General features: G+C 63.1%; 13 protein-coding genes. 10 read left to right on the forward strand and 3 right to left on the reverse strand.

Going from position 1 to position 14,190, the window contains the following annotated elements:
* Nucleotides 1-25 precede the first annotated feature (25 nt).
* Nucleotides 26-1,771 carry a methyl-accepting chemotaxis protein gene (locus QUG03_RS21890; protein ID WP_500820987.1) on the forward strand — a complete coding sequence of 582 codons (1,746 nt, stop codon included), beginning with the start codon at nt 26-28 and terminating at the stop codon, nt 1,769-1,771.
* 136 nt (nt 1,772-1,907) lie between these two features.
* Here QUG03_RS21890 and QUG03_RS21895 read toward each other — a convergent pair whose 3' ends face one another.
* Complete coding sequence (locus QUG03_RS21895; RefSeq protein WP_500820988.1) at nt 1,908-2,657, reverse strand: endonuclease/exonuclease/phosphatase family protein; 750 nt, start codon at nt 2,655-2,657, stop codon at nt 1,908-1,910.
* A 365-nt stretch (nt 2,658-3,022) separates the two neighbouring features.
* Between QUG03_RS21895 and QUG03_RS21900 the strand changes: the two genes are divergently transcribed.
* The 3 genes from QUG03_RS21900 (at nt 3,023) to QUG03_RS21910 (ending at nt 6,008) form a co-directional block, all read left to right on the forward strand.
* Nucleotides 3,023-4,669, forward strand: coding sequence for a methyl-accepting chemotaxis protein (locus QUG03_RS21900; RefSeq protein WP_500820989.1), 1,647 nt, complete (start codon nt 3,023-3,025; stop codon nt 4,667-4,669).
* Nucleotides 4,670-5,104: 435 nt separating this feature from the next.
* The gene (locus QUG03_RS21905) at nt 5,105-5,476 is read left to right on the forward strand and encodes a hypothetical protein (protein ID WP_500820990.1); all 372 of its coding nucleotides are present in this window, start codon (nt 5,105-5,107) and stop codon (nt 5,474-5,476) included.
* A gap of 340 nt (nt 5,477-5,816) precedes the next feature.
* Nucleotides 5,817-6,008: a hypothetical protein gene (locus tag QUG03_RS21910; protein WP_253315305.1), complete on the forward strand. Its 192-nt coding sequence runs from the start codon at nt 5,817-5,819 to the stop codon at nt 6,006-6,008.
* Between the two features lie 74 nt (nt 6,009-6,082).
* On the opposite strand, the gene QUG03_RS21915 is transcribed toward QUG03_RS21910, so the two are convergent.
* Both QUG03_RS21915 and QUG03_RS21920 read right to left on the reverse strand, forming a co-directional pair.
* A complete protein-coding gene (locus QUG03_RS21915; protein WP_500820991.1) occupies nt 6,083-7,702 on the reverse strand; it encodes a methyl-accepting chemotaxis protein in 1,620 nt (539 codons plus the stop codon).
* A gap of 122 nt (nt 7,703-7,824) precedes the next feature.
* The gene (locus QUG03_RS21920) at nt 7,825-9,444 is read right to left on the reverse strand and encodes a methyl-accepting chemotaxis protein (RefSeq protein ID WP_107799062.1); all 1,620 of its coding nucleotides are present in this window, start codon (nt 9,442-9,444) and stop codon (nt 7,825-7,827) included.
* Nucleotides 9,445-9,615: 171 nt separating this feature from the next.
* Between QUG03_RS21920 and ggt the strand changes: the two genes are divergently transcribed.
* The 6 genes from ggt to aac(6') all read left to right on the forward strand — a co-directional run bounded on the left by ggt (nt 9,616) and on the right by aac(6') (nt 14,106).
* On the forward strand, nt 9,616-11,379 hold the full coding sequence (ggt, locus tag QUG03_RS21925; RefSeq protein ID WP_500820992.1) for a gamma-glutamyltransferase: 1,764 nt from the start codon (nt 9,616-9,618) through the stop codon (nt 11,377-11,379).
* A 190-nt stretch (nt 11,380-11,569) separates the two neighbouring features.
* Nucleotides 11,570-12,331 (forward strand): substrate-binding periplasmic protein, encoded by a 762-nt coding sequence (locus tag QUG03_RS21930; protein WP_474456754.1) that lies wholly within the window; start codon nt 11,570-11,572, stop codon nt 12,329-12,331.
* 274 nt (nt 12,332-12,605) lie between these two features.
* Complete coding sequence (locus QUG03_RS21935; RefSeq protein ID WP_500820994.1) at nt 12,606-12,980, forward strand: DMT family transporter; 375 nt, start codon at nt 12,606-12,608, stop codon at nt 12,978-12,980.
* Nucleotides 12,977-13,297 (forward strand): SMR family transporter, encoded by a 321-nt coding sequence (locus QUG03_RS21940; RefSeq protein WP_107799058.1) that lies wholly within the window; start codon nt 12,977-12,979, stop codon nt 13,295-13,297. Before QUG03_RS21935 ends, QUG03_RS21940 begins: the two co-directional genes overlap by 4 nt.
* Before the next feature lie 130 nt (nt 13,298-13,427).
* Nucleotides 13,428-13,586, forward strand: coding sequence for a hypothetical protein (locus tag QUG03_RS21945; protein WP_158274264.1), 159 nt, complete (start codon nt 13,428-13,430; stop codon nt 13,584-13,586).
* Nucleotides 13,587-13,662: 76 nt separating this feature from the next.
* Nucleotides 13,663-14,106 carry an aminoglycoside 6'-N-acetyltransferase gene (gene aac(6') / locus QUG03_RS21950; RefSeq protein WP_486637235.1) on the forward strand — a complete coding sequence of 148 codons (444 nt, stop codon included), beginning with the start codon at nt 13,663-13,665 and terminating at the stop codon, nt 14,104-14,106.
* The last annotated feature ends 84 nt before the right edge of the window (nt 14,107-14,190 follow it).

Below are 14,190 nucleotides of genomic sequence, written 5' to 3' on the forward strand. Positions count from 1 at the left end.
AGCCGCACTGCGAGGACCTCTCCACATGAAAAATTTTCGCGCCAACCAGGCCATCACCGGCCTGCTGATTCTCATCGCGCTCACCTTTATCGGCGTGATCTACACCTTCGTCTCCATGCGCCAGGCGGTGGACGTGATGAGCGCCGCCAGCGAAAGCCGCTATCACTCCTACCTGCTGGCCTCGGAACTGCGGCAAAGCTCGGACGATCTGACCCGGCTGGGCCGCACCTACGTCGTCACCGGCGACCCCGGCTATGAGCAGCAATACAATCGCGTGCTGGACATCCGCAACGGCAAGGCGCCGCGTCCGAAGGAATACAACCGCATCTATTGGGACTTCGTCGCCGCCGGCCAGGAAAAACCCCGGCCGGACAGCGAAACCGTGCCGCTGCAAACCCTGATGCAGCAAGCCGGCTTCACCGAAGGCGAGTTCGCCAAACTCAAGGAGGCGCAAGCCAACTCCGACGGCCTGGTCAAGCTGGAAGTGCGGGCGATGAACGCGGTCAAGGGCAAGTTCGCCGACGCCCAGGGGCAGTACAACGTCAGCGGCCAGCCGGACATGGAACTGGCGCGCAAACTGGTGCACAGCAAGGAATACCACCAGTTCAAAGCCCAGATCATGAAGCCCATCGACGACTTCTTCGTGCTGCTGGACCAGCGCACCAACACCGCGCTGGCCCAGGCCAAGGACAGGCTGTCCAGCGCCCAGCTGCAATTCCTCACCGCCATCGTGCTGCTGGTGGGCGAAATCCTGCTGCTGATCCTGCTGGGCCGCCGCCAGATCCATACCCAGCTGGGCGGATCGGTCACCGATATCGAAGGCGTGCTGCAGGAAATCGCCTCCGGCAACCTGGCCGTGGACGTGCCCAAGGCGCCGGAAGCCAGCGCGCTGGGCCAGATCGGCGTGATGAACCAGCGGCTGCGCCGCTTGATAGGCGAAGTCAACAACAACGCCGGCCAACTGGTCAGCGCCGTCGGCTCGCTGCACCAGACCACCAGCCGCATCAGCGAGGACGCGGACCAGGTCAACCAGGCCATCAGCTCCAGCGCCGCCACCATTGAAGAGATCACCGTCAGCGTCACCCACGTCGCCGACACCACCGCCGACGCCAACGCCATCATCGGCCAGGCCAACAGCAGCGCCGAACGCGGCCGCCAGGCCGTGCACCAGGTGTCCGCCGAGGTGGGCAAGCTGTCCCAGGCCATGTCCACCCTCAGCGACACGCTGAACTCGCTGGGCACCCGCTCCGAGGAAATCAGCTCCATCGTCAACGTGATCAAGGACATCGCCGATCAAACCAATCTGTTAGCGCTCAACGCCGCCATCGAAGCGGCGCGCGCCGGCGAGATGGGCCGCGGCTTCGCCGTGGTGGCGGACGAAGTGCGCAAGCTGGCCGAGCGCACCGCCCAGGCCACCACTGAAATCACCACCATGACCCAGGGCATGCGCCAGCAAACCGCCGGCACCGTCGCCAGCATGCAGCAGGCCCGCTCCACCGTAGACCAGAGCGTGGACCTGGCCCAGGGCGCGGCCAGCGAGATCGAAAACATCGGCGGCCTGATGCGGCAGGTGGTGGACACCTTCACCCAGATCACCCACGCCACCCGCGAGCAATCCACCGCCGTCGGCAACATCGCCCACACCACCGAGCACATCAACGGCATGACCCGCAGCACCTCGGAAGTGGCGCAAGGCGCCAGCGCCACCCTCAGCGAGCTGAACGGCCACGCCAGCAAGCTGAAGAACGTGGTGGAGCGCTTCCACCTTTAGCGGAACCCGGCTCCGCGCCAACAAAAAGGGCTCCGCATCGCGGAGCCCTTTTGCTTGGATATCGTCGCCGCACACGCGGCGTTGGACTGGTTGTTAACGCCGTATCGCCGACGCGCAGCAGACTTTGAACAGGCTCTCAAATCGGCGCCAAACTGGCGGACAGCGGCAAATGATCGGACAAGCGCGACCACGGCGCGCCCTTCAGCACCTCCGCCTCCAAGGGCTTCAGCCCGCGCACATAGATCCGGTCCAGGGGCAGCATGGGCATGCGCGCCGGAAAGCTGCGCGCATGGCGGCCGAACAACTGATCGAACACCTCCACCATGCCCAGGCTCTCCATCAGGTGATCCGTCGCCTCTTCCCGCCAGTCGTTGAAATCGCCGGCCAGAATCAGCGGCGCGTCCGCCGGCACGTTCTCGCGCACATAGCGCGCCAGGTCCAGATACTGCTTGCGCCGGTCCCGCGCCAACAAATTGAAATGGCCGCACAAGGTCACCACCGGCCGCTTCCAGCCCGCCGGCGTCAGCTGACAGTGCAACAGGCCGCGGTTCTCGAAGCGGTTGACCGAGATGTCGCGGTTGCACCAGGTATTGATGGGAAAGCGCGTCAGCAAGGCGTTGCCGTGATGGCCGTGCTCATAGGCCGCGTTCAGGCCGTAAGCCGCCTTGTGATCCAGCCGGCGCGCCAGGAAATGGTGCTGCGGCAGCTTGGGCCAGCTGGCGTGCTGCAAGGCGCGCTCTATGTTCTTGCCCTGCACCTCCTGCAAGAACAGCACGTCGGCGTCTATGGACTCCAGCGCGGAAGCCATATCGCCCAGCCGCACATGGCGGTTCAGCGGCGACATGCCCTTGTGGATGTTGTAAGTGGCTACGGTAATGGCTTTCATGCGATGCGCTTCTTTATCGGGCGGGCTTCTCGCCCGCCGCTTTCGTGAGCCGTCGGTATTGCCCGGCCGCTTCAACTGCCCCGTGAACAAGCTAGCTCAGACCGCCGGCCGCGAGCCCCGTTCCCCGCCTCCGTTGTCCGTCGCCGGAAAACGCCTCAGTTTCAAAGATAAGCGCTGACGGCACAATTTCAATCTCCGCCCCGCCGTCGCTTGTCTTCAGATGAAAAATCATCAGCCTATCAAGAACTGACCGTCTGCAAAATTTCCTACATCAAGCATTGCAAGATGAATACAGCTGCACTACACACTTATAACAGTAGCTAGAAAACAATGCGTGGTTATCGGCGGAAGTTAGGGAGCGAGCGATGGGAAACTTTCTTGCGCAGTTCAGCATCAAGGTCAAGATCTTTGGGCTGATCGTGCTGGGCGTGCTGGCCAGCGTGGCCATTGGGGTGGTGGGCGTCAACAGCACCTCGGACATGAACCAACTGACCGTCAGCATGCACGCCAACCAGCTGATGCCGGTCAACTGGGTGGCCGTGGCCAATCAATACGCCATCTACGCCAGCCGCTCCGATTACCGCTTCATCGCCGAAACCGAGAAAGCCACGATGGATCAAGTCGCCATCAACCGCGCCAAATACGTGACGGAAATGAACCGGCTGATGGATCTCTACCGCAAAACGGTTCTCTCGCCGCAGGAAGTGGACGCGCTCAAGCGCTTTGACGCCGCCTGGCCGGTGATGGAGGAAGCCTGCAAGAAAGTGCGCGACCTCAGCTATAGCGACACCGGCGACGGCGCCAACAACAAGAAAGCGCTGGCGCTGATGGCCAAGGAATGCCGGCCCAAATTCCAGGCCGCCGACGACATCATGAGCCAGATCGTCGACATCAACGTCAAGCTGGCCGACCAGGCGCTGAAAGACGCCGCGGTCAAATACGAAAGCGCGCGCAATACCGTTGTCACCGTGCTGGTAGCCGCGGTGATCGTGCTGCTGGCGCTGGGCGTGATGATACAGAACGGCATCGTCGGCAGCCTGAAAAAAGGCATGGAAGCGCTGTTCCTGCTGGGCAACGGCGATCTGACCGGCACCATAGAAGTGCAAGGCCGGGACGAAGTGGCCCAGATGATGCAATCGCTGTCCGATACCCAGAAAAAACTGCGCGTCACCGTGGGCGACATCATCAACTCCGCCTCCAGCGTGGCCGCCACCGCCGAGGAACTGGCCGCCTCCACCGAGCAAGTCAGCGCCAGCATCGGCCAGCAGGTCAACGCCACCTCCAGCGCCGCCGCCTCGATCGAAGAGCTGACCGTCAGCATCGACCAATGCTCCAACAACGCCTCACTGGCGGACTCCCAGGCTAGCGAAGCCGGCAATCAGGCCAAGATAGGCAATAAGGAAGTGCAGGACTCCACGCATCAGGTACGCAAGGTCAACGACAGCGTGGCGGCCTCTGCCAACAATCTGGAATCCTTGTCCGAACAGGCGCAAATGATCAGCAGCATCGCCACCGTGATCAAGGAAGTGGCGGATCAGACCAACCTCTTGGCGCTCAACGCCGCCATCGAGGCCGCGCGCGCCGGCGAACAGGGCCGCGGCTTCGCCGTGGTGGCCGACGAAGTGCGCAAGCTGGCGGAACGCACCACCGGCTCCGCCACCGAAATCACTCAGATGATCGCCAAGATCCAGGCCGGGGCCAGGGAGGCGGTGGACAGCATGCGCAATAGCCGCCACATCGTCAGCCAGGTGGTGGAATCGTCGGAACACGTGTCCACCACCATCAGTTCGGTGGAGGAAAGCGCGGAAGGCGTGGTGGGCGCCATCAGCGACATCGCGCTGGCGATGCAGGAACAGCGCCAGGCCAGCACCGATCTGGCCGGCCGCGTGGAGGCCATCGCCCAGATGTCCAAGGAAAACGGCGTGGCCGTGGACGTGTTCTCGCAAGCCACCCGCGAACTGGCGGTGGTGGCGGAGAGGCTGCAGCAGACCACGCTGGCCTTCAAGCTCTAAGCCAGCAATTCAACGGCTTCATCCTCCGCCCCGCCGGCCTGGTCCGCGGGGCGGTTTTTTTTCACCCTTGCCGGTCCTTGATTGACAGCATCGGCCCGCCTCGCCAACAATAGCCCCGCGCCGCTGCAACTGCGGCGCTCGGGCTTGGACTCCCGACGTTAAGACTATCCGGCAGACCGCGGCCTCCCCGCGCTCTGTCTCGCTATTGCTTTGCCTATTCGGGCGGGCCATGGCGAGGGCACCTCACGGTGCGCCGGTCTTGGATAGTCTCCCGGTAGTCCAACCTTGTCATGCGCCCGCCTAGCCGCGCCCCGCGGCCTGGCCGGCATCCGCTTGAGGAGGTAGCAATGTCGAAATCCATTCGGCGCGTATCCCGCCCCGCGTCCCCGTCTTTCCCCGCATCCGCGCTTGCCTGCTTCAACCAGGAGGCCCGCCATGAGTAAAACCAAGGAAGAACTGCGCGCCTTCTACCGTTTGCTGGAAGCCCGCGAAGCCAAGCTGCCCTTTGTCGGCCCCTCGCCCGCGCGCAGCCGGCCGCATTACTGGCGTGTGCCTCTGTGCCGGGATTTCCCGGAGGCCTACGCGCTGGGAGAGCGTCACGGCCGCGCGCTGGTTGAACTGTTGCGCCAGCACCCGGACCACGCCGGCCACGGCCTGCTCAGCCGCATCGCCCATGATATGAATTTGTTCGATTTCAGCCCGCAGCGCGGCGCCTGGGCCGGTTTCTTCGACCATCTGGAAGTGTTGATCGCGGTCAGCATCCGCATGCATGAGTCGGACGCGGAGGCGCAAACCGCGCTTCCCTGAGCCGCAAAACGCGCCCGGACGGCCCTCGTCCGGGCGGCGATGGGGAATGTGACAATGGCTGGCGCCGGCAATCTATGGTAAAAAGCCTGCAATCCTTGCTGGAAAGCGCTGGCAAGGCGGCTGCGCGAGTCACCTGTTTGATCCATTCACCCTCCCTCTTGGTGCCGGATAAAAACCACAGGCGGGTGACTCGCCCAGCCGAAATGCTTGTCATTCCCGTCCCCTCCCCCAGCGGCTTTCACGCCCATGCCCATCCGTCAATGGCCTAAAGACCCGGTGCTTATTCCCCCCAACGCCTTACCATGGGGCTTCGATTCATCAATCCGTAAAGGAGAGTCAGATGGCCAAGAACAAGCGCGCCGCCAAGAAACTGGCGGCGCTGGCGGACAAGGTGCGCGGACAGAAGAAGGCCACCAAATCGGCCAGAAAGCTGGCCGCCAAGGTGCTGAAGCACCCGATGACCGACAAACCGGCCAAGAAGAAGGAGCTAAAACGCGCCAAGCGGGACAAGGGCGACAAGCAGGCTGAATAAGCCGGCTCCCACATGCCAAAAGGCGGCGAACGGCAAGCATGCCGCGCCGCCTTTTGGCATTCCTGAGCCGGGCTTCACACCTGATAGGCCGACACCGTCTGCAAAATCACCCGCGCCTGCTTGCTCAACTGACCCGCCGCGTCCGCCGATCCGCTGGACGCCGACGAATTTTCCTCGGCCATCTGCGCAATCTGCTCCACGCGCTGGGCGATGGTGTTGCTGGCCACGCTCTGCTCGGAAATGCTGTTGGAGATGTCGCGCACCAATTCCATCGCCTTGCCGCTGCTGTCCCGTATACCGTCGATGGCGTCGTTGGCGGCGCGGGTGTTGGCGGTCTCCTGGTGCACCTGATCCACCACTTTCTCCATGCTTTGCACCGCTTCCAGCGTGCTGCTTTGCATCTTGTTGATGATGTTGGCGATCTCGGTGGTGGAGCTGGCGGTGCGCTCGGCCAGCTTGCGCACCTCGTCCGCCACCACGGCGAAGCCGCGGCCCATCTCCCCGGCCCGCGCGGCCTCGATCGCGGCGTTCAGCGCCAAGAGATTGGTCTGATCCGCAATGTCCTTGATGACCCCCATCACCGAGGCGATGGTGGCGCTGTCTTCCTTCAACTGCCCAATGCGTTGCGCGGCGTCGGTAATCGCGCCGGCCACCTCGGTAATGCCGCGCACGGTGGCGGAAATCACCTGACCGCCCTCGGTCGCCCTCTCGCCGGCCTGCTGCGCCTGCCCGCGCGCTTCCACCGCGCTGGAGGCGACATGGTTGATGCTCACCGTCATCTGTTCCACCGCCGCCGCCATCGCCGCGGCGGACTCGCTTTGCATTTCCGAACTACGGGCAATCTCATGGGTGTTGTTGGCCAGGCCGGACATCGCGCCGTCTATGGCGCCGATGCTGTCGCGGATATCCCGGAAGCTGCGCTGCAGATTCTCCAGCAGCTGGTTGAAGGCGGAGGCGGTTTCGCCCACCTCGTCCATGCGTCCCACCGGCGCGCGCAAGGTGAAGTCTTTGTCCTGATTCACCTTGAACAGCGTGGAGCGGATCTGGTGCAAGCTGGTCCGGATATGACTGAACAACAGCCAGCCCAGGCCGCCGCTCAGCAGCAGACAGGCGGCGATTACCGCCACCGAGCTGCCGAAGGCCATGCTGTAAGCGGCGGCGTTGTCCTTGGACAGGCTGTCCGCCATGGAGTAGTTGAAGTCGATGTGGTCATTGAGGTCTTTGGCCAGGGCCTTGGCGGAGTCCGGTATCGGCCCGGCCACCAGCATGGCCTGCGTCTCCGGCCCCGGATGCTCGCGCGAAGCCTTCAAAAAGCTTTCGCGATTATTGCGGTAGGCTTGCAGATCCGCCCGGTCCTGTTGCAGCAGCTTGCGGTCCGCGTCGTTGGACAGCAGGTCTTTCTCGTAAGCGGCCAACACCTGATCCAGGATCTTGTCGCCTTCGGCGATCTGCGCTTCGGCGTCCGCCTTGCTCTTGGCGTCCGCGGCGATGCCGTGGCGGTAAGCCGCCACCCGCATCTTGGTCAAGGCCAGCAGACCCTGGTCCAGCGCCTGTATGCTGGGAAAGGTGTTGTTCTTCAAATAGTTGAAACGTTCATTGCCGCTGTGCAACTGCCACAGGCCGTAACTGCCGACGCCGATCAAGGCCAGCATGGCCACCATCAAGGTCAGCATGAGTCGCTGTGAGATATTCATCCTTATTCTCCGTGTCTTCGCCCGATACCACATGTAGCTTTGTTATAGGCGCAGTCAGAAAACAGGAGAAAGTACTAAGTGAGAATATCTATTAAGAACAAATATTTAGCGTCGGCTCGGCCCTACACTTGATATTGGGTCACGGTGTTCAGGATATTCTTGGCCTGCTGCTGCAATTGCTCCGCCGCGTCCGCCGAGGCGCTGGAGGCGGACGCGTTTTCTTCCGCCATCTGCGCAATCTGCTCCACTTTCTGGGCAATGGTGTTGCTGGCGGTGCTTTGCTCGTTGATGCTGCCGGAAATGTCCTTGACCAGTTCCATCGCCTGGCCGCTGCTGTCTTGAATCTTCTCTATCACGCTGCTGGCTTCGCGGGCGTTGTCGGTTTCCTGATGCACCTGTTCCACCACTTTTTCCATGCTTTGCACCGCTTCCAGCGTGCTGCTTTGCATCTTGTTGATGATGGAGCCGATTTCCGTGGTGGAACTGGCGGTGCGCTCGGCCAGCTTGCGCACCTCGTCCGCCACCACGGCGAAGCCGCGGCCGGTTTCGCCGGCCCGCGCCGCCTCGATGGCCGCGTTCAGCGCCAAAAGGTTGGTCTGGTCCGCAATGTCCTTGATCACGCCCATCACCGAGGCGATGGTGGCGCTGTCTTCCTTCAATTGCCCAATGCGATGCGAGGCGTCGCTGATCGCGCCCGCCACCTCGGAAATACCCAGCACGGTGGCGGAGATCACCTGGCCGCCCTCGGTGGCCATGCTGCCCGCCTGCTGCGCCTGGGTGCGCGCCTCCACCGCGTTGTCCGCCACATGGTTGATGCTCACCGTCATCTGCTCCACCGCCGCCGCCATCGCCCCGGCGGATTCGCTCTGCACTTCCGAGCTGCGCGCAATCTGATTGGTGTTGGCCGCCAGGCCGGAGGTGGCTTTGTCGATTTCCGAAATATTGTCGCGTATGCCGCGGAAGCTATGCTGCAGATCGTCCAGCAAATGGTTGAAGGCGGCGGCGGTGCGGCCGATCTCGTCCTTGCGCAAGACCTTGGCGCGCAGGCGGAAATCCTTGCTGGCGCTGACCTGATCCAGGGTTTCGCCAATCTGGTTCAGGCTGCTGCGTATGCTGCGGAACAGCGCGAAGCCCAGCGCCCCGCTCAGAATCAGGGCGCCCACAATCACCACCAGGGAGGACACGAAAGCCTCCTGATACGCCGTGGCGTTCTCGCCCGCCAGCTTCTTGGCCAGGCCGTAGTTGAATTCAATATGCTCCTTGATGTCCTTGACCACGGTCTTGGCCGTGGCCAACAGCGGACCGCCCACCAGCTCCCGCCGCGTGGTTTCCGGCGGCTGCTCGCGGGAGATCTTGAACACGGTGTCGCGCTGCTGGCGGTAGATCCGGATGTCCGCGCGGTCTTTTTCTATCATCCGCCTGTCCTCGTCGTCGGACACCAGGTCTTTCTGGTAATGGTCCAGCGCCGTGTCCATCTGCTTGTCCAGCTGCGCGATATTGGCTTCGATATCGGCCTTGACCTTGGGATCTTCGCTGATGCCGTGGCGGTAGGTCAGCACCCGCATATCGGTTTGCGCCTGCAAGGCCTGATCCAGGGTGTGGATGCTGGGAAAGGTGTTGGCCTGCAGATAGTCGAAGCGCTCATTGGCCCGGTGCAGCTGGAGCAGCCCGAAGCTGCCCACAATGAACAAGCCGAGCAAGGCGACCGCCAGGGTCAGCAGCAGACGTTGGGATATGCTCATGGTAGCCCCCTAGGTGATGACTTATGAAACTCGATTCTTTATAGGCGTGTCTGCTTGGGATTTTCAAATCATTTGGCATGGAAAATCAGGCTTTTGCGACAGGCGGCGGCACCGTAGAATGTTCTCGCAATCACAACATTCATAAAACGCCAACAACAAAGGAGAATCACCATGACGCCATTCCGTCCCCGCCCAAGACTGCTGCTGAGCGCGCTGGCCCTGAGCCTGGGCCTGAGCCTGGGCTTCAACGCCCCGGCCCTGGCGCTGAGCCCGCCGGCGCCGCCGCAGGTCAAATACGATTACGACTACGATGTCTTCCACCCGGTCTACGCCCGCAACGGCATGGTGGCCACCGAGCAGGGCCTGGCCACCCAGGTGGGCCTGGACATTCTGCGCCAGGGCGGCAACGCGGTGGACGCCGCGGTGGCGGTGGGCTTTGCGCTGGCGGTGACGCTGCCCAACGCCGGCAACCTGGGCGGCGGCGGCTTCATGGTGCTGCACGACGCCAAGAGCGGCCGCAATATCGCGCTGGATTTCCGCGAGATCGCGCCGGCCAAGGCCAGCCGCGACATGTATCTGGACGCGCAGGGCGAGGTCGTGGACGGCCGCTCGCTGTACACCCATCTGGCGGTGGGCGTGCCCGGCACCGTGGCCGGCCTGGCCCACGCCCAGCAGCGCTGGGGCAGCCTGCCGCTGGCCAAGGTGATTGCGCCGGCGGTGAAGCTGGCGGAGCAAGGTTTCCCGGTGTCTCAGACGCTGGCGGAAATGCTGGAGGTGGAAAAAGACAATCTGGGCCGCTGGGACAGCAGCCGGGCGGTGTTCTTCCGCGACGGCCGCCCGCTGCGCGCCGGCGAGAAGCTGGTGCAGCGCGACCTGGGCAAATCGCTGCGCCTGATCGCGCGACAAGGACCCAAAGCCTTCTACCAGGGCGACATCGCCGACAAGATCGTGGCGGAAATGGCGCGTCACGGCGGCCTGATCAATAAGGCCGATCTGGCCGGCTACAAGGTGGAGGAGCGCGCGCCGGTCAGCGGCACGTATCGCGGCTACCAGGTGGTGTCCATGCCGCCGCCCAGCTCCGGCGGCATCCACATCGTCCAGATACTGAACCTGCTGGAACGCTATCCGCTGGCCGACTACGGCCCCAACAGCGCGCAGACCATCCACTATCTGGCCGAGGCGATGAAGCTGGCCTACGCCGACCGCTCGGAATACCTGGGCGACCCGGCCTTCGTCAAAGTGCCGCAGGCCGGCCTGACCTCCAAGCGCTACGCCGATCAGCTGGCCACGACGATAGACCCGGTCAAGGCCCGCCCCGCCGCCGAGATCAAGCCCGGCAAGCCGCAGCCCTATGAGAGCGACCAGACCACCCATTACTCCATTGTGGACAAGCAAGGCAACGCGGTGGCGGTGACTTACACGCTGAACCTGAATTTCGGCAGCGGCATCATCGCCGGCGGCACCGGCATTCTGCTCAACAACGAGATGGACGATTTTTCCGTCAAGCCCGGCGTGCCCAACGCCTTCGGCCTGATCGGCGGCGACGCCAACGCGGTGGCGGCCGGCAAGCGGCCGCTGTCCTCGATGTCGCCGACGCTGGTGCTGAAAAACGGCAAGCCCTGGCTGGTCACCGGCAGCCCGGGCGGCGCGCGCATCATCACCACCACTTTGCAGACCATCGTCAACGCCGTCGATTTCGGCATGAACCCAGCGGAAGCCGCGTCCACGCCGCGGGTGCACCATCAATGGCTGCCGGACGAATTGCGGGTGGAAAAGGGCCTGAGCCCGGATACGCTGCGCCTGCTGCGCGAACAAGGCTACAAGATCGCGCTCAAGCCCAGCATGGGCCGGACCCAGACCATACAGCTGCGCGACGGCGGCTTGTACGGCTATTCCGACCCGCGCAACCCTGACGGCGCCACGATGGGCTATTAAGACGCGCCGGCCGGGCGCCGTTCAAGGACGCGCCCGGCCGGCCGATAAAGCGAGAAACCGGCGTCAAAACTCAACCATAATGTAATAAGGAAACTGTTCAAAGTCTGCCGCGCTGCGGCGATACGGCGTTAAAACCGGCTTTCGCCTGAGCGCCGCCGGCCCCGCGCCGTCACTGGGGAGAAGCCCGCACATGCTGAAATTGTCGAGCAGCGCCGCGCTGGTCTTGTCGCTGTCGCTCTCCGTCAACGCGGCCACCCTGCACTTCGTCACCCAGGATTTTCCGCCCTTCATCGAGGTGACCGACAAACCCCAGCCCCAAGGCCTGATGGTGGATACGCTGGTGGCCGTCTGCCAGCGGTTGAACTGGAACTGCGAAATCCAGGCCATGGTCTGGCGCCGCGCCCTGCTGCTGGCCGATGAAGGCAAGGTGGACGGCATCTTCCCGGTGCAGGACACGCCCGAGCGCAGGATATCGCTGGCCTTGAGCGCCCCGGTGTACAACAGCAGTTACGGCCTGTTCGCCACCGCCAGCTCCACCTTCCGCTACCAGCACCCCCAGGACCTGCTCAACCACCGCATCGCGGTCTACGGCCCATCCATCTCTCAAAACGCCCTGGACAAGCTGATCGCCGGCTTGCCCAATATGAACATCTCCGTGGAAAACAATCAGGAAACGGTGTTAAAAAAATTGGCCGCCATGCGTTACGGCGCGGACGCGGTGGTTTTCGCCAACGAAGACGTCACTCGCTACATCATCCGGCGCGAAGCGCTGAGCGGCCTGCGCCCGCTGGCCACCATACAGCCGCTGACCTATCTATACGGATTCCCTTTGAAATCAGTGAAACCCGGCATGGTGGCGGACTTCAACCAAGCCTTGAACGCGCTGTGCCACGACGGCACGCTGCCGCGCCTGGCGCGCCGCTACAACGTCAGGATGGCCGCGTGCAAATAGCATTTGAAAGTTTTTGCTATCAATTAAATTGAACAACTATTAGTGTTGTGTTATATTTGTTCAAAATATCAAACAGCCACCATAAGCGCCTCGCCTTTGTCAGGCGCTTATCTTGCGCTTCAATGCGATAAACAACCCTTCTGCCCCAGACGGTTTCACGGGGCAGCCTAAGCGACCGACTGTCTTTGCTGACGGCGTCATCCGCGCTTTTAGCGGAGCGTTGTTGCGCCTCTAGCGCATGTGGCTTCCGGATTTCCAATCACAGGAGCGTAGCATGCAAACTCAATCGTCTTCCCCAGCCTGGCTGGGCTGGGCCTTTCTACTGGTGGCCATCGTCACCGAAATCCTGGGCACGTCCTTCATGGCCTACGCCGCCCGCACCGAGAGCTACTGGGGCTACGGCGTGATGGCGACGGCGCTGGCGCTGTCCTATTACTTCCTGTCCCTCGCCATCCGCACCATTTCCGTGGGCGTCGCCTACGCCGCCTGGGAAGCCCTGGGCCTGGCCGGCCTGGCGCTGATCGGCGTCCATCTGTTCGGCGAAACGCTGCTGACGCAGGAAATCATCGGACTGGCCTTGTCCGTGGTGGGCATCGCCTGCGTGGTGGCCGGCGAAGCCGATGAACAAACCCAGGAGCAAACCGCATGAAAACCGTATTTTATGTATTCGTGGTGTCCTCGGCCCTGATCGAGGTGGCCGCCAACCTGATGCTGGAAAAATCCAACGGCTTCCGCAACAAGGCCTGGGGCTTCGGCGCCATCGCCATGGTCTGGGTGGCTTTCGCCCTGCTGGGCCAGGCGGTGCGCGGCATCGATCTGGCCGTGGCCTACGCGCTGTGGGGCGCGCTGGGCATCATCGGCACCGCCATCGGCGCGCGCATCTTCTTTGGCCAGCGGCTCAAGCCGCTGGGCTGGGTGGGCATGGCGGTGGTGATTTCCTCGGTGGTGGTGCTGACCACCGCCTGATAAGCGACGGCGGCGTTCAGTGACGCTTTTATGACGCGCCGCCCAGCCCGACCTGTCCTATCTGAGTATGGCGACCCGCGCCATAACGGTTTAGGGTACGGGCTCCATCCAAGCAATGAAAGGCTGAGACATGCAACAGTATCAAGTCTTGAGCGGCATGAGCCAAGAGTCCTTGGAAAACACCCAAGCCTTGCTCACCCTCTGCGAGCACTGCGCCAGCGATGTCGGCATCCTGGCCATCCACGGCGAAACGGATCAACCTTGCGAGCTGTGCGGCGAAGTCGATTGACGCGCCCCCTTCGACCACACACCGGGCCGGCCATGCCGGCCCCTTGTTTTTCCCCGCCGCGCGCCCTGAGGACGATATGCACATCCGAACACTGGAACTCGCGACGCTGCCGGCCTGGCAAGCCCTGCGCCGACAATTATGGCCGCATCACGACGACGCCGCGCACCGCGCGGACGGCGAGCACATCCTGGCCTCCCGCCACCTGACGTCCTTCCTGGCCCTGGACGACGACGGCCAGGCGCTCGGCTTTGCCGACGCCGCGGTCCGCCAAGACTACGTCAACGGCTGCGACGGCAGCCCGGCGGCTTTTCTGGAAGGCATCTTCGTCGCGCCCGCGCACCGGCAAGCCGGCGTCGCCCGCCAACTGGTGGCGGCGGTACGGGCCTGGGGCCTGGAGCGCGGCTGCGCCGAACTGGCGTCCGACGCGCCGCTGGACAATCTCGCCTCCCAAAGCATGCACGCCCGGCTGGGCTTCGAGGAGACGGAGAGAGTGGTGTTCTATCGGATGCCGCTGCGCTGAATCCCGCTCGCGCCCAATAAAAATACCCCGCTCGCGCGGGGTATTTTCTTGGGGGTATCTCCAGGGGCATCCATCGATACGCCC

This window comes from Chromobacterium sp. CCUG 30098 (assembly GCF_059916605.1).